The sequence below is a fragment of the Nostoc sp. EspVER01 genome (assembly GCF_034530635.1).
GTDB lineage: Bacteria > Cyanobacteriota > Cyanobacteriia > Cyanobacteriales > Nostocaceae > Nostoc.
In genome coordinates, this window is the sequence record NZ_JAVRCS010000001.1 from 369,400 (window position 1) to 386,376 (window position 16,977).

Below are 16,977 nucleotides of genomic sequence, written 5' to 3' on the forward strand. Positions count from 1 at the left end.
GAGCCTGGGTTTCCTCCGTTCCCCGAAGGCATCATAACTGCCATTGCGTTATAGTTTAGGACGTTTTTTGGGATGCGATCGCAGAGTTGATTTTTCGCAAAAATGTCTCTGTTTTTATGCTCAACGCGGAGATTCTCTACTTACAACCCAAACTATCTCGCGTTGACACACCCGTAACTGGATTTACGCCATCGGCTCTTTCACACAGCAGCGACACTTGATAACGGTCAATTAAAGCATCGGTAAAATCAGCACCAGTGACATCAGCATCAAAAAAGCGGCTGCGAGTCAAAGTGGCTTCCGTAAAGATGGCATTCTTGAGGTTAGCACCATCCATAGTGGCGCGATCGACTAAAGCGCCGCTCAAGTTCGCATCTTCCAAATTTGCCTTTAATAAAACTCCTTTAGTGAGAATTGCGTTGGTTAAATTCGCTCCTTGAAAATTTGTCCCCCGCATTTCTGCTGCTACAAAAGTTACACCCGCCAAATCAGCATGAGAAAAGTCACGATTTTCTAAATTTATATTGTTGTAATTGATTGTGTTTATTTGAGCAAAGGCCGGCTTAGGATTCAGTATTATCCACCCAAAGGCTAGTAGCAAAATTACAATCAAACTCAAAAAACGCAGTAAAATCTTTTTCATAACTTTATTCTTTTTCAGTAGTCCTTCGTCATTAGTCCTCTCTTACAAAGTTCTGATCGGAGGAAACCTCCGATCAGACTTTGCGCTTTGTCATTTAAGCAATGACTAATGACTAATGACTAATTACTCTTAGCTATTTCCAATCTTTCCCAATGCGGATTGTCAGATCGGATTCTAAATCACCAATCGCTGCTACCTCGATTTGACCCAAGCCTAAGACTTTTTGCAAATCAACCCCAACTCGTCGATTGCCTTTTTGGACAATAATCTGAGTTTGACGTTGAGTATCCGGCCAATCAGGCACTTTGTAAATATTATTAAAGCCTTTCTGTTTAAGATAAGCAATAACTTTTTCAGTTAGCTGAGGTTGATTAGAAGCATTTTGAATAGCAATTTTGAGGTTAGGAACCTGACGCATATCTGGCTTTAGACCAGGTACATTTACCCCAACATAATCATTCAACAGGCTCTGTTGTCCAGTCATATTTAGCCAATAGCTATCAGGGTCTTTGCTAAAGCGGCTAAAAGTACCAGGCAACACGGTCATTTGGAAATTATCCCGATCTAGGTTGAGTCCGAAATTTACCAACGCCATCATTTCTTCCATCTTCAGGTTGGTATCAAAGTATTTTCGCATCAAGCGAGTTAATTGAGGCAACCTGGGTAAGATCGTAGGACTATTTAAGCGTTGCAGCAGGGCTGCTGTTAGTGCTTGCTGACGCTGTACTCTCGGCAAATCTCCCAAACCTGGTTCGCGGAATCGGGCAAACTGTTCTGCTTGTTCGCCGTTGAGGGTTTGCCAACCACTGACTAAATTAATCGACAGCCGACTGCTGGAGTCTTTATATTCCATTGATTGGGGAACAAAGACTTCTACTCCGCCTAACTGATCGACTAACTGCCGTAAGCCGCTGGTAGAAATACGGATGTAACGATCGATTGGGGCGTTGTTTAAGGTACGGCTAACTACCCTTGCTGCTAAGACTGGGCCGCCTTTGGCATTGGCATCAGATACCTTAGTTAATCCCTTTTCTCCCTTTTCGGGGATGGCGATCATTGTATCTCTGGGAATGGAAAGCACCCTTACAGATTTTTCACTAGGGTTCAGTCGTACCAGTAGCATGGAGTCGCTTTTCCCGGCAAAGCTTTCTGGTGAGCCATCAACGGTACCGCTGACTGGTTCAATCCCCATGATTAAAATATTCATCGGACGTGAGAGCTTGTACTGGGAGAGTTTGCTCCATAACTCCCCTGGTAATGGGATTTTTACTTCGTCTTTAGCAGTAGTTCCTAAATCTTCATCTGTTCGATCTAGATTGCTCCATAAAGGAGTCCACAGCGCTAATGTTGACACCAGCAGCCCAGATAAGATGATGCCAATGACAACCGTCATAAACCATAACAGCCATCGAGGCATGGTTAAGCCCAGTCTCTCAGAAAGCTGATTAGGAAACGCACCCACAGATTCGACGACGCTACGGTTCGGATTCGCTGGCTGGTTTAGTTCGACCTCCTCCTCTGAGTCGGCTACTGGTGCTGGTATTACTTGATTTTCTATCCGTTGAAGTTGCGACGATCGCACGTCACTTTCAAACTCTACTACTTGCTGAGACGTAACCGGATTTTCCGACCATTCGACTTGTTTTATCACAATTATCTCCCCACTCAACCACTCCCTAAAAGTATGTTAATCCAAGCTACAAATATTGCCAGTGGAAAAGCTCACTGTAAACTTGTAATGTTCTTCGGTAGGCGTGTATGACAACATGAATACTTTATTGTTCCCCGTAATCCTAGCTGGTGGTAAAGGTGAACGTTTTTGGCCCCTAAGCCGCAAAGACCGACCCAAGCAATTTTTAAGTCTTGATGGTAGCTCTAGAAGTCTATTACAAGCAACCGCCGATCGATTGATTGAACTCGGTGGCGGGTGGAATTCCCTGTGGGTTATCACTTCTAGTCAGATAGCTGAAGGCGTAAGACAACAACTACCCGATTTACCAGTTGAAAACTTACTGATTGAGTCGGAAGGAAGAGACACTGCCGCAGCCGTTGCTTGGACAAGTTTAGAAATCAAACGGCGCTATGGTGAAGACGCTGTGATTGGCTTTTTCCCTGCTGACCACTGGATTGCTAACCAAGAGGCGTTTGCACACACATTAAATGCAGCTACGCAACTGGCAACAAGCACAGCAGCGATCGTTACACTGGGGATCAAGCCTACTTTTCCATCAACCGGTTACGGCTACATTGAACAAGGTGAAAAAATAGGTAGCTTTAATGAGTTGCCAGCTTATCACGTGAACCGCTTTACTGAAAAGCCCGACCGAGAAACGGCAGAGACTTTTTTATCTACGGGACGTTTTAGCTGGAATAGTGGAATGTTCGTTTTTCGGGCAGGGGTTGTTCTCAAGGAACTACATACCCATGCTCCAGAAATTATCGAACCTTTAGAACAACATGGCCCTGATATCTATCCCCAGTTGCCTAAGAAGAGTATAGACTATGCGTTAATGGAAAAGACAACTCTAGCATACGTTTTGCCAGTTGATTTTGGTTGGGATGATTTAGGAGATTGGAATGCGATCGAACGTTTACTGAAAACGGAAGAGACTCCAAACGTGGAACTCGCTACTCACGTAGGTTTAGATACGCAAGGGGCGATTATTTACGCCTCAAATCCAGAAGATGTAGTTGTTACTATTGGTTTAGAGGATGTGGTGATTGTGCGCGATCGCAATGTCACCCTCGTTGTCAAAAAAGAACGTACCCAGGAAATCAAGCAGATCCTTAAAATTCTCCAAAGTGATTCCCGATTTACTGACCTGCTATAAAAGTTAGAACCCTTGGCAGAGGCGAAAAAGTCTATTTTCCCATTATAACTTGACAGTCTGTTATTTTATCTGACAGTTATGGACATTATTAGCTTTGAACCTCTGGCCAAGACAATGGCAATCGATTCTATTACTGCCTATCAAAAATATATTTCTCCTTCTAAAGGATTTTCTTGTTCCCATCGCTTATTACACGGTGGGGATTCTTGCTCTAGTTATGTCAAACGGATGCTGAACGAACAGAAGCTCCACGAAGCCGTACAATCATCCATAAAAAGATTTCAAGATTGTGCCGCAGCTAGCAAAACTTTAGCAAGCATCAAAACTAGAGCCGATTTCCGTTGTATTGTCATCCCCTGCTGTCTACCTCTTTAACTCCTCTGCCTCTTTGCAGTTTTTTACAAAAATGTTCCTCACCCAAACTGTTCCCCGTCAACGAGAAATCCTGGAAGTCTTCCTTCGCAATGGCTGGGACTATATGCGAAGGTTACTTACTGGTGGCAAAGCTGATGAACCCCAACTGCCAACACCTGCGGTTTTAAAAAATATTCTGGTAGACTTGGGGCCAGTTTACGTCAAACTTGGCCAGCTACTCTCTACCCGCCCCGACTTACTGAGCGCCTCCTATATTGAGGAATTGTCAACTCTACAAGATGAAGTACCACCAGTTCCTTGGTCAGAGATAGAAATAATCCTCCGCAAAGAATTAAAACGTCCATTAGCAGAAACCTTCAGCACTGTTAACCCGATCCCCGTAGCAGCCGGATCGATTGCTCAGACACATCGCGCTACACTAGCAGACGGTCGAGAAGTCGCTCTAAAAGTGCAACGTCCGGGAATTGATATTACTATTGGTCAAGATATTGCTTTAATTCAAGGTATTGCCGATTTAGTGGCGCGGACTGATTTTGGGCAAACCTACGAAATTAAATCCATCGCCGAAGAATTTACTAAAGCCTTAGAAGCTGAGTTGGATTTTACACGGGAAGCGGGTTTTACAGACCAACTGCGGCGCAACTTATCCCAGAGTCGCTGGTATGATCCCACACAAATAGTGGTGGCGGAAATTAACTGGGAGTTGACCACAGAGAAATTGCTGGTCATGGAATGGCTCGATGGAGTACCATTCCTGGCGGCGGATTTGGATAATGACCCCAACGTTAAAGACTCTGCCGAAAAGCGTAAAGAAATAACTACTTTGTTATTTCGGGTATTTTTCCAGCAACTATATATTGATGGTTTTTTTCACGCCGATCCCCATCCAGGAAACTTGTTTTATCTCAAAGATGGGCGTGTTGCCCTCTTAGATTGTGGCATGGTGGGAAGACTTGATCCCCGGACACAGCAGATATTAACAGAGATGTTGTTAGCGATCGTTGATTTAGATGCTCAAAGGTGCGCTCAGTTAACTTTGCAACTATCAGATTCTGCTCAACCAGTGATTTTGTCGCGGTTAGAAAATGATTACGATCGCATGTTGCGAAAATATCACAACGTCAGCCTCACGCAAATAAACTTCAGTCAGATAATTTATGAAGTTTTACAAGTTGCCCGCAACAATAAAATTAGATTACCTAGTAATATGGGTTTGTATGCCAAAACCCTAGCAAATTTAGAAGGGGTAGCGCGGACATTCAACCCAGAGCTTAACTTTTTTGATGAAGTCAAACCATTAATTACAGACTTGTTTCGTCGGCAATTACTGGGCGATAATCCAGTGCGATCGCTATTACGGACAGCTTTAGATATTAAAAGTCTGTCTCTCCAATCTCCTCGCCAAATCGAACTCTTATTAGACCGAGTTACCTCAGAAACCCTACAGTGGAATCTATCGCTGCGGGGGTTAGATGGTGTCCGGCGCACTATGGACGATGCCGCTAACCGACTATCTTTTAGTATTTTAGTGGGTTCGCTGATTATGGGTGCGGCAATTATTTCCACCAGAGCGCAAACAACTCAGCTATCTTTTTTAAGTACCATCCTGTTTGCAGTCGCTAGTTTATTGGGTTTGTGGTTAATTATTAGTACATTGCGATCGGGACGTTTACGGTAAAATCATCTTGAATTTTGGACTTTGAATTGAAATAAAAATCTAAAATTGAAGTTTGTAGTAAGCACTTTAGTGCTGAGAAAATTAAGGACTAAAGTGCTTACTACGAACTTGCTTAACCATCAATTTTTATTAGCTGGATAAGACTCCTGCAATACTCGTCAATTCCATGATTTTCTCAAACTGAAAATCATGAGCTAAATTCTTGATAAAATTTTGCAGTACAGCATTTTCTGAGGGTATTTGCTCAATCAATTCTAAAATCAGGTCATCACTACATTGGGCTGCGGCAGTGTACACCTGTTTCACCCATTCAGGCGGCATTTCAGATAATAGAGTTACTAAATCTGTGAGTGTCAACATTGATTTTGGTCTTTGTTGCTTTAGATTTGTTAACTGATAGCTTTCTTCTTGATAAATATATTGAACTCCCAAATATTCGCTCAACTTTTCTAGTAATTCTTCCTCACGGAAAGGCTTGTTAATATAATCATCGCAACCCGCTTTGATTATTGCCTCCCGTTGTTCCTCAAAAGCATTAGCAGTTAAGGCAATAATAATGGTCTTCCAATTGGGTATTTGGGATTCGGTATTTTTGATTAAGGTTTCTTCTCTAGTTTTAATAACTTTTGTGGCTTCGTAGCCGTCCATAATTGGCATCCGCATATCCATTAAAATTAGATGTGGTTGCCATGTCTGCCAAAGTGCGATCGCTTCCATGCCATTTATTGCTTCCTGGACTACAAAACCGATAGATGTCAGAATTTTCTTTAACACTAAACGGCTATCTGTGGAGTCATCAACCACTAAAATACGGTATTCACTTTGATCAGGCACTAAACTAATAACTTGGGGTCTAATTTGTTGGATCTGGATTTCGCTGACTGTGGCTAGACCAATTTGAATATCAAAAGTAAATTTACTTCCCTCGCCAACAGTGCTGGTGACGCTAATATCTCCTCCCATTAGTTGCACATATTTGCGGCTAATTGCTAAACCTAGTCCTGTTCCCTGTTGCGATTTTCTTCCGGTTTCAGTTTGCCCAAAAGCTTCAAATAGCAAGTCAATTTCTTGTGGGGCAATACCGCGGCCAGTATCTTGTACCTCAAAGGTTAGGAATTGGGAATTGGGCATAGGAAGAGGCAGAGGTGCAAAGGGGCAGAGGGGCAGAGGGGAAAGACTTACTGCTACTTCTCCCCTGCTCCCCTGCTCCCCTGCTCCCCTGCTCCCCTGCTCCTCTGCTCCCCTGCTCCCCTGCTCCCCCATCCCCACCCGCAGCGTCACCCTGCCAGTATCGGTAAATTTGATGGCATTTCCCAGGAGGTTAAGCAAGACTTGACGCAGTTTACTTTCGTCAACTTGGATGTATTGGGGAAGGTGAGATGTATATTCAAAGACCAATTCCAATCCTTTGGAGGTGGCGCGGAAGCGCAACATCTCTTTAAGGTTTTCCAAGAGGCGAATTAAGTCAAAACTGTTGAGATTTAAGGTTATTCTCCCAGCTTCGATTTTAGACATTTCTAAAATATCGTTGATTAAATTCAGGAGATGTTCGCCAGCACGATTGATAATTGCTAGATTTTGCTGATGTTCAGTTGATAAATCACGATCGTGGCTCATGACTTGAGTAAAACCGAGGATGGCGTTGAGTGGAGTACGCAGTTCGTGACTCATGTTGGCCAGGAATTCGCTTTTGGCGCGGTTAGCAGCATCAGCAATGATTACAGCTTCTTGCAATGCTTGTGACTGCCTTTGAGTTTGCGCTAGCAATTGTGCCTGTTGTAAAGCAACACCCAACTGATTGCCAATTTGAACTACGATGTTGATTTCTCCTGGTTTCCATTGGCGGGGATCGGAATTTTGATAACTCGCCAGCAATCCCCAAAGCTGACTACCATGTAAAATCGGAACAATAATGTAGGCTTTAGCCTGAAATCGCTCTAAGAGATTGATATAAGCAGGATGAAACTCAGCGTTGTAAATGTCTGGGACACAGAGGAAACTTGCACCTGGGGTTGCTTGCAGGTCAGAATATTCCATCTGGTTATCCGCACTATCCAAAATTTTCGCTAGGCAACGTCCATCTTGTAAAACACCTTCTGTGAGATGAGGATCGTTGTTGTGTTCTTCTATGAGAGAAATCCAATCGTTACCCACTGATTCAGAAACAAATTCGCCATTCCAGTTGGGATTGAAGCGATAGACAACAACCCGATCGCAGTTGAGTACTTGGCGTAATTCTTCGGTTGTCGCCGCAAATATCGTCTCTAAATCCAGTGTTTGGCGCATTCTTTGAATCACTTGCGCGATCGCTCTTTCTCGCTCTGCACTCTCACGTAAGGCTTCTTCTGCCAATTTTCTCTCGGTAATATCTGTAATTGTACCGATGTAACCTTTAATTTCTCCATCATCTCTAAATTCTGGCAAAGCATGACAAATTACCCAGACGACTGTATTATCATCGTCATGTAAGAAACGATGTTCGTACTTATAGGTTGATTTAGCGACTGTTGCTTGATTCCATGCCAACAATAGCTGTTCGCGGTCGTCTGGATGTACGGCATTTGCCCAACCTGTTCCCAGAGAATTTTCTAAACTACATCCAGTAATTTCACTCCAGCGTTGATTAAAATATAAAACATTGCCATCGACATCAGTATGAAATATACAAGCTGGTGAGGCTTCTGCTAAAAGTTGATATCGTTGCTGACCTGACTGCAAAGCTAGTTCTGCCAATTTGCGATCGTTAATATCTGCCCAATAACCAACCCATTCGATCGGGGAATTCGCTTCGTCACGAATTAACCTCATCTTTTCGTAGAACCAGTGATAAGTTCCGTCAGCGTGTAACCAACGGTATTCGTAAGAAATGTACTCCTGCTTAATCAGGTGAGAAAATTTTTCCGAGATCAGTTCAATATCTTGTGGATGGACGCGATAAAGCCAAAAACTGGAGTTATCGATAAATTCCCGCGCTTCATAGCCCACCATTTCTTTAACGTTTTCACTGATAAAAGTAATGCTAAAATCCTCTGATGTTTTGCTGCTATAAATGACTACAGGGCTAGAGGTGAGCAGATATTGTAGGCGTTCGTTGGCTAAACGTAGTTCTTGTTCGACGTGTTTGCGTTCGCGTAGCGCTGCGTGTAGTTCGCTAATTTCTACTAAAACTGTGCCAACACCAGAGGGGCGATCGCCTTCACTAACAATCGGAAAATAAGAAGCTAAGAAGTGGCGGATAATATCTGGTTGCTTGATTGATGCGCTGCTTAATTCTTGATTGAGAATCGGTTGACCAGTTACTAGAACTTGTTGATAAATTGGTTCTACTACAGGGGCGATGTCGGGTAAGACTTCATGGATGGTCTTGCCAATATGATCTTGCTGGGGTAGTCCATTAATCTCCGCTAGCAGTTGGTTAATTTGGACAAATCGCAGCTGGTTATCTACAATATTCATACCGACGGGGGCACTGCTAAAAAAGGCATTGAGACGAGCTTCTCTGAGTGCTAGTTCTTGTTCTAAGGTTTTGCGCTCAATCAACCCACCCAATTGAGCAGCAACAGCACTGACTAGCAAGAGCAAACGCCGATCTACCAATACTGAGCTACGTTTAAAAAACACTAAAACAGCTAATACTTGGTTCCCAGCCAGTATGGGAACACCAAAACCAGCTTTGAATCCTACCTTTGCGGCTTGTGGCGATCGCAAGAAAACTGGTTGTGTAACTTTAGAAACATCTTCTATCCATTCGGGTTCTTGGTTCTGCCAAACTCTTCCTGGCAATCCCACTCCCAGAGCAAATTTCACCGTTTGGCTTTGCTGGCAGAATTCTTCTAAGCTGCTCTCCTCTCCATACCAACCCAAACTATGCTCTAAAACAGTCCCATCTTTATTAGGTAGCCAGGCTTCACCAAAATCCCAGCCAATGGTGTGGCAAATTAAGCGCAAGACCACTGCTAAGGCGCTGTTGACATCACTGGCGCGAGTGATAGCTTGGGTTGTCAACAGTAACAAACGGCTTTCATTTTCTGCCTGCTTGCGTTCAGTAATATCTTTTGCGGTTCCCAGTACGTACCATTGCCCATCAATCTCGATCATTTCTGCACTCAACAGTGTTGTCCTGATTTCTCCTGTTGCTGTGCAGACATCAATTTCATAGTTGCGGATGGCTTTGGTTTCTTGCAGGATGTTGATGAGAAAATGATATTCTTCTGGATTCACCCAAATATGCAATTCTTCATCGGTGCGATCAATCACTTGAGAGCGAGAATAACCAAAAAACCGACAAAAGCTGTCGTTGACTTCGATGTAGCGTTTATTGGGAACAGTAATTAAGGCAATTGGATCGGGAGATGACCGGAAAGCTGATGCTAACTTTTCTTCAGAAGCCCGTCGTGCTGCTTCTGCGCGTTGGCGTTCTTTTGCCTCCAATACCAAAGATACTAAATTACCCAGAGAGCGAGCGAAATTTTGGTCCTCTAGCGTCCAATGATGAGTAACTTCCACTGCCTCTAGACATAAAACTCCTACGGTCTTTCCCTCCAGCCTAACGGGTGTATCGAGTATGGAGGTAATATTTAATCTTGAATAAGACGCAGAAAATTCTTTAATTCTGGGATCGGTATGAGCATCATCTGCGGCGATTGATTGGTTTTGCTGCAAAGCTGCAAAATAAACTGGATAGTCTGTCGCTGACAAGAAAAGTCCTTCGTTATGTTGATTGCGACTGCCCTCAAATAAATCAAAACACTGGATTTTCATGCCCGTTTCGTCATACAGCCATACACTAGCTCGTTCTACGCCAATATTGTTGACAGCTGTTTCTGTGATTATACTCAAGGCTGCTTTCAAATCACCCTGATAAAGCGTCTGATTTTGTGCCAATTGTGTTAGCACGAGATTATGGTTACGGAGCTTAATCGCGCTTTCTTGGAGTAACTTTTCTATACCTCTGCGCTGCGTAATATTACTAGCAGTGCCCGTCATGCCTATAACCTGACCCTCTTCGTTGCGTAATGCGATCGCATTCAACATTAAATAAAGTAAAGTACCATCTTTAGCCACACAGGTAGTTTCATGCTGGAAAATAGACTTTCCCTGAAGAACACGCTCAAAGGCTACTTTATCTTGAGCAACTTGTGTAGGTGAGATGAAATCAATTAAGGCACACCCGATCATTTCTTGGGGTTCGTAGCCATAAATCTGTTTGACTGCTGGATTGACAAAGGTAATTAATCCATCAATGCCCACCGACCAAATCATGTCCTGGGATGTCTCCACCAGGAGGCGATACTGACTTTCACTCTTCTTGAGGGCGGCTTCAACTACAAGGCGTTCGCTTCGATAAACTTCTCTACAAAAGGCTTTGCTAATACTAACGGGAATTTCTTTAAAAATATCTTTTATTTGTCTGTCGCGAATATTTAACTCAACTGTAATCCGTTGACGCTCTTTAATCTCCTGTTGCAGTTGGGCATTTTTTTCTTTTAACTGTTTTTTCAGTCTTTGAAGAGTGAGTTGATTTTGGACGCGTAATAAAACTTCTTTGGTTTGGAATGGTTGAGTAATATAGTCAATATCGCCTAAATTGAAGACGTTTATTTTTTCAAAAAAATCATCGAAAATTCCGAAAAGAATTATCGGAATTTCTTGAGTTTGATCCTTAGCTTTCAAATATTGACATACTTCATACCCATCCCTCTCTATAATCAAAACATTTAGCAAAAGCAAATCCGGGGGAGAAGCAATTGCCGTATTGATTGCCAATTGTCCAAAAATGACACTTTCTACCTGATAACCTTGGTGTTGAAGGATGTCTGATAAAAAATGTAAATTCTCTAAGTTGTCATCAACTAATAAAATTTTTATTTTTTGAGCATCCATATCAGTTACTAAGTTAATTTTAAATCAGGAAGAATTTCTTGAATAAAACTGAACATGAAATCAGACAGCAAAACTCTGCCACCAGATTGTAAATAAAATCATCGTCGCTTACAACCATACTTCAGCGCCGGGTGTATAGAAAAGTTGCATATAAAGCAGGATAACTGTTTATATCATCTCCGCTTGATTATTTAATTAAATCCGAAGAATCCCAAACAGCCAAAGCTACGGTGTACACACAAGTCCTAAAAACCTAGCTTAATGAGCCTTGACTCGTTCCCAGTCTCCGACTGGAATACATTCATTGAGTCTCTGACTCAATGTCTGACTGGAGGCAGCAGCCGCTAATCAGCCATTGCCATGCTCTGTATGGGAAGGAGATAATTGAGCTTTTTTTTAATTGTGTCCACACCGTAGCCCTTCGCATTGGGGAGACGCCAGAAGAGTTAGCAAGTCTTCATACGGCAAGCTATGTTCAGCGTCTTTGTCAATCTAACCCTTAGCATCGGGCTAGAGCTTCTAGCTACAAGCGAATTTAATTAAATTTACATTACATAATATAGTTTAATTTACGATCGCCTACTTCCTTTGACATTCATTATTCTCAAGCTTTTCATAATTTTTTTGTTTGATACGGTAAATCCAACCTATGTCTGTACGGTTTACCCAACTGTTTTTAGATTCTTCTTTTATTAAATTACTTACTAGAGAGAAGAAACAAAGCAAATAAAGCTCCTCTCTAAAAAATACCTCTAAAACTTTGTTTGATTACCCAAGATTGAATTAGAAAGTTAAGGAGAGATTAAAATATGGCACTGATTCGTTGGGAACCATTCCGTGAAATGGAGATTCTGCGTCGTCAAATGGATCAACTATTCTCTGAGCTTACAGTAGCCGAGCGTGGTAACTCTGAGATTTCTTCATCACCGAGAACAGCGTGGGTTCCTGCGGTTGAATTACATGATAATGGTTCAGAGTTGCTATTAAGAGTTGAGATTCCAGGCGTGGAAGCTAAAGACCTGGATGTTCAAGTTACTCAAGATGCAGTTTCGATTGCTGGTGAACATCGTTACGAAAAACATTCCCAATCTAAGGATAAAGTTCATTCGGAATTCCGGTATGGCAAGTTCGCTAGAGTAATTCCTCTGCCAACCAAAGTTCAGAATCAACAAGTTAAGGCAGACTTGAAAGATGGGATTTTAATTTTGACTTTACCCAAACTGGAGCAAGAGCAGAGCAAGGTATTCAAAGTGAATTTAGGCCAATCTCAAAGTTCCACAGCTTCTATAGAAGGCGGCAACGGTAGCACGTAATCCAACATTACATCACAGCAAAGTGTTGAAACGGCTTGAGAAGACGTTCTATTTTCTCATTCAATGATTCCTATATCTCTGAAATAGGTAAATTTTGCTAGAAACCCCAGCCAATGAGTTTAGCTGGGGTTTTTCTTTTCAGGACTTACGCAACTGGCGTATTATTTTAACGTGAGTTCGACAAGTCTTATTTGACCTCTCCCCCAGCCCCTCTCCGACGCGGAGAGGGGAGCAAAAAGCTTAATTTTTCGTTTCTCCTCCCTTTCCGTTTCGGAGAGGGAGGCTGGGAGGGAGAGGTTCATCGAACTCACGTTATTTTAAGCTTGTAGTAAGGACTTTAGTCCTCAAGATAAGGGCTGAAGCCCTGACTACAAACAAAAAACTTTTATTTTCTGTGACACTTGCGTAAGTCCTACTTTTTTTACTTAGAACTATTTCAGTAAATTCAGGGAGAGGGTGCTATTCCTCTTGCACATCAACCCAGATACTACCTTCTTCAACACGAATCGGAAACACTGGTAGGGCCTTTGGTTGTGAAACTAACGAGAGTACCTTACCTACACCAGGTGGCCAAGAACACCAATCTTTTACCTCACCAGTCCGCAGGTCAAAAGCACTGTGATGGAAGGAACAAACAATTGCGCCATTCTCATTTATTTTCCCACTTTTCAACGGTAATTTTAAGTGAGGACAAGTGTTATCTACAGCATAAAGCTGACTTTCGTGATTCAAAAGCAAAATTTTCCGGCTGCCAACTTTCACCACTTCTCGCGCACCTGGGGAAAGTGCATCGACTGCAAGAACTTTAGTCCAACTCATTAGGTTCTCCTCTCCTAATATATCTGCTTTCAGTTTCCCGCAATTGTGACCAGTGCGATCGCCTTTCAGTAGCAGAGAGTCGAGAATGTCTACGACTGGCTCTGTCTACGCTGGTAAGATACTAAAACTATAAAATCTTACATTAAATACCATTTTTATACTGAACAAACTTATTTCTGGGTAAACTAAATAAAGCGCTTACTGTCTATGTTTCACAAGCCTTGTAGCTGATAAAAGACAATTCTGAGGGATATAAAAAATGATTAAGACAAGTTACGAATTTGACCAATCTATCCTCGCCGCAGGATCTTCATTAAAGACTGATATTCTGCTACGTTTTCGTACTGATATAGCTAAATCTCCTCGACGTAACCTTAACCTTTCGCTTGTAATTGACCGTTCCGGCTCTATGGCAGGCGCTCCCTTGCATCACGCACTCAAAGCCGCTGAGTCTGTGGTAGATCAACTTGAGCCTGATGACATTCTCTCAGTAGTTGTTTACGACGATGAAGTAGATAGTGTTGTGCCACCCCAAGCTGTGACTAACAAATCTACACTGAAAAATTCCATCCGCAAGGTGAGAGCAGGTGGTATTACCAACTTATCGGGGGGATGGCTCAAAGGCTGCGAACACGTGAAAACGCGACTCGACCCGCAAAAAATCAACCGTGTTCTCCTACTTACCGATGGTCATGCCAATATGGGCATTCAAGACCCCAAGATACTGACGGCGACAGCAGGGCAAAAAGCTGAGGAAGGCATTATCACAACTACGCTAGGTTTTGCTCAGGGTTTTAATGAAGACCTGTTGATTGGGATGGCAAGGGCAGCCACGGGCAACTTCTACTTCATTCAGAGCATCGACGAAGCAACTGAAGTGTTTAGTATTGAGCTAGACAGTCTCAGAGCAGTAGTGGGACAGAACCTCAAGGTGACACTTGAATTGGCTAATGGTGTCAGCCTGGTTGATACCTTAAGTCTGGCTAAAGTTAGTCAGAATGATGCAGGTCAAACTGTCATCACCTTGGGAGAGCTTTACGAGGGCGAAGATAAACTTCTCGGTTTGAGTCTGGGGATATCAAGTGCTCAAGTTGGCGATTTACCTGTGATGAAATTGCATTACAGCGCCGATGTTGTGCAAGATGACCGCATTCAAAGCGTGTCAGGTACAGTCGATGTCGTCGCCAAAGTTGGCACCATTGAGGAAGCAGCTTTTGCTGCTACGAGTCATATAATTCTGGAACTGAGTCGCCTTACCATCGCTAAGGCCAAAGAGACTGGACTTCATCTCGCTGAACATGGCAAGCATCAGGAAGCTGAACAAACCCTGCGATCGCTTGTGAAAGATTTGCGGGATAAAGGCTTGAACGAGAATTTTGAAATTGCTGAAGAAATCGATCAGCTTGAATATTTCGCCAGTCGAATCGCTCAAAAAGCTTTAGGCAATGCCGGACGGAAAGAGATGCGAGATCAGACTTACCAAACGATGACGCGCAATCGCAGCGATTTGGTAGGTCGCGGTGTCACTACTGGCGATGAAGTGTACGCCATGCCGATTGTGAATGAAGTCGGTTCAGGTGTTGAATTGCACTGCGTTCGTGAAGGGGGTAAACTGCGGGTCAAGGTCATGTCCGAAGGCTATGATTCAACCAAGAACATCCAGTTTCCTCGTGCCATTCGTGCCGAGGGGGCACGTTATGTTGTTGAAGGATTGGAACTTTCAAGCGATGCTACTTTCTATCGGGTACGTGGTAAGATTACCCGTTTTGCTCAACCTGGTGAAACAGATATCTTTGTTGCCCCTAGACAATCGTATCCAGCTAACACAGGTAAAGCTTCCAAAAGCCCTGCCAGTGCTGCCGATCTGCCCACAACTGACAGTGTAGGAGACAGCATTTTAGTTCAATGTGTCAAAGATGGCAGCAAACTACGTGCTAGGGTGGTTTCCGACGGATATGAACCGGATTGGAACATGCGTTTTCCGCGATCGGTGCGCGAGGAAGGAATGCTTTACGTCGTTGATGAAGTCAAAACCGCACCAGATGGCAAGTCTTATATTGCCTGTGGTGAAATTAAGCGATTTGTCCAACCCACTTGAATTGAGGAGCGGGGAGCAGAGGGGCAGAGGGGCAGGGGGGCAGCAGGAGCAGGGGAAAAGGTTAAAGGTTAAAGGGAAAAGGAATAAATTTAATCTTTCCCCTTTTCCCCTTACCCCTTTCCCCATGCCCAATGCCCCAATCCTTAAAAGATGCCAAGTAAATATGCCTTAGCCGACTGAGACTGTCAGGATCAAAGAGTAAAGAGTAAAAGGCAATCTATTTTGACTTTTAACTTGCTCCTTTTGTTCAACTTCCACAACGGGAGGTTTAATCTTGACTAAATTGAAAGTTGGTATCAATGGCTTCGGTCGAATCGGGCGACTTGTGCTTCGTGCTGGCATCGATAACCCCAACATTGAGTTTGTGGGCATTAACGACCTAGTACCACCAGATAATCTTGCTTACCTATTAAAGTACGATTCAACCCACGGCAAATTAAAGCAGAAGGTTGAAGCCAAGGAAGACGGTATTCTCATTGACGGACATTTCATTCCTTGTGTGTCAGTGAGGAATCCAGCAGAGTTACCTTGGGGAAAACTAGGTGCAGATTATGTCGTGGAAGCGACCGGACTCTTCACTGACTACGAAGGAGCTGCAAACCACCTGAAGGCAGGTGCAAAGCGAGTGGTAATTTCCGCTCCCACTAAAGATCCAGATAGAGTTACTACCCTGTTAATGGGTGTCAATCATCACCTATTTGACCCTAGCAAGGATATCATTGTCTCCAATGCTAGCTGCACTACAAACTGTCTAGCTCCGATCGCTAAGGTCATTAATGACAACTTTGGGTTGACTGAAGGGTTGATGACCACAGTCCACGCCATGACTGCGACTCAGCCAACTGTAGACGGCCCCAGCAAAAAAGACTGGCGGGGTGGTCGAGGTGCATCCCAAAATATTATTCCCTCCTCCACAGGCGCAGCGAAAGCCGTAGCACTGGTTTTACCAGAATTGAAGGGCAGGTTAACTGGGATGGCATTACGAGTTCCGACTCCCGATGTCTCTGTAGTTGATTTAACTTTCAAAACTGCCAAAGCCACCAGTTATCAGGAAATCCGTGCTGCTATGAAGGAGGCTGCCGCAGGTTCACTAGCGGGTATATTGGGCTACACAGATGAAGAAGTAGTTTCCACAGATTTTCAAGGAGATACTCATTCCAGTATTTTCGACGCAGGTGCTGGGATTGAGTTGAATTCCAACTTCTTCAAGGTAATTGCCTGGTATGACAACGAGTGGGGCTACTCAAATCGTGTGATTGACCTAATGTTGTCGATGTCACAGAAGGAAAAACTCGCACCGACAGCTGCTTGATAATTCGTAATTCGTAATTTAATAG

At 43.3% G+C, this 16,977-nt stretch carries 10 protein-coding genes; 6 read left to right on the forward strand and 4 right to left on the reverse strand.

The annotated features are described in order from the left end of the window. Nucleotides 1–136: 136 nt before the first annotated feature. On the reverse strand, nucleotides 137–643 hold the full coding sequence (locus RMX69_RS01500; protein ID WP_289799715.1) for a pentapeptide repeat-containing protein: 507 nt from the start codon (nucleotides 641–643) through the stop codon (nucleotides 137–139). Between the two features lie 133 nt (nucleotides 644–776). Then, nucleotides 777–2,294, reverse strand: a complete 1,518-nt coding sequence (locus tag RMX69_RS01505; protein WP_289799714.1) for an LCP family protein — start codon at nucleotides 2,292–2,294, stop codon at nucleotides 777–779. A 115-nt stretch (nucleotides 2,295–2,409) separates the two neighbouring features. On the opposite strand from RMX69_RS01505, the gene RMX69_RS01510 reads away from it, so the two are divergent. From RMX69_RS01510 to RMX69_RS01520, 3 genes are all read left to right on the forward strand, one after another. Next, the gene (locus tag RMX69_RS01510; RefSeq protein ID WP_322636257.1) at nucleotides 2,410–3,474 is read left to right on the forward strand and encodes a mannose-1-phosphate guanylyltransferase; all 1,065 of its coding nucleotides are present in this window, start codon (nucleotides 2,410–2,412) and stop codon (nucleotides 3,472–3,474) included. A gap of 78 nt (nucleotides 3,475–3,552) precedes the next feature. Beyond that, a complete protein-coding gene (yidD, locus tag RMX69_RS01515) occupies nucleotides 3,553–3,849 on the forward strand; it encodes a membrane protein insertion efficiency factor YidD (protein WP_322636258.1) in 297 nt (98 codons plus the stop codon). Between the two features lie 31 nt (nucleotides 3,850–3,880). Then, nucleotides 3,881–5,527 carry an AarF/ABC1/UbiB kinase family protein gene (locus RMX69_RS01520; RefSeq protein ID WP_322636259.1) on the forward strand — a complete coding sequence of 549 codons (1,647 nt, stop codon included), beginning with the start codon at nucleotides 3,881–3,883 and terminating at the stop codon, nucleotides 5,525–5,527. 129 nt (nucleotides 5,528–5,656) lie between these two features. Here the strand turns inward: RMX69_RS01520 and RMX69_RS01525 are convergent, their stop codons facing one another. Next, entirely contained in the window at nucleotides 5,657–11,410 is a 5,754-nt protein-coding gene (locus tag RMX69_RS01525) for a PAS domain S-box protein (RefSeq protein WP_322636260.1), read from the reverse strand. A gap of 809 nt (nucleotides 11,411–12,219) precedes the next feature. Here RMX69_RS01525 and RMX69_RS01530 point away from each other — a divergent pair. Continuing rightward, entirely contained in the window at nucleotides 12,220–12,723 is a 504-nt protein-coding gene (locus RMX69_RS01530) for an Hsp20/alpha crystallin family protein (RefSeq protein WP_322636261.1), read from the forward strand. Between the two features lie 459 nt (nucleotides 12,724–13,182). Here RMX69_RS01530 and RMX69_RS01535 read toward each other — a convergent pair whose 3' ends face one another. Next, the gene (locus RMX69_RS01535; RefSeq protein WP_289799708.1) at nucleotides 13,183–13,542 is read right to left on the reverse strand and encodes a Rieske (2Fe-2S) protein; all 360 of its coding nucleotides are present in this window, start codon (nucleotides 13,540–13,542) and stop codon (nucleotides 13,183–13,185) included. 259 nt (nucleotides 13,543–13,801) lie between these two features. Between RMX69_RS01535 and RMX69_RS01540 the strand changes: the two genes are divergently transcribed. Next, a complete protein-coding gene (locus RMX69_RS01540) occupies nucleotides 13,802–15,640 on the forward strand; it encodes a vWA domain-containing protein (RefSeq protein WP_322636262.1) in 1,839 nt (612 codons plus the stop codon). A 274-nt stretch (nucleotides 15,641–15,914) separates the two neighbouring features. After that, a complete protein-coding gene (gap, locus tag RMX69_RS01545; protein ID WP_322636263.1) occupies nucleotides 15,915–16,952 on the forward strand; it encodes a type I glyceraldehyde-3-phosphate dehydrogenase in 1,038 nt (345 codons plus the stop codon). The last annotated feature ends 25 nt before the right edge of the window (nucleotides 16,953–16,977 follow it).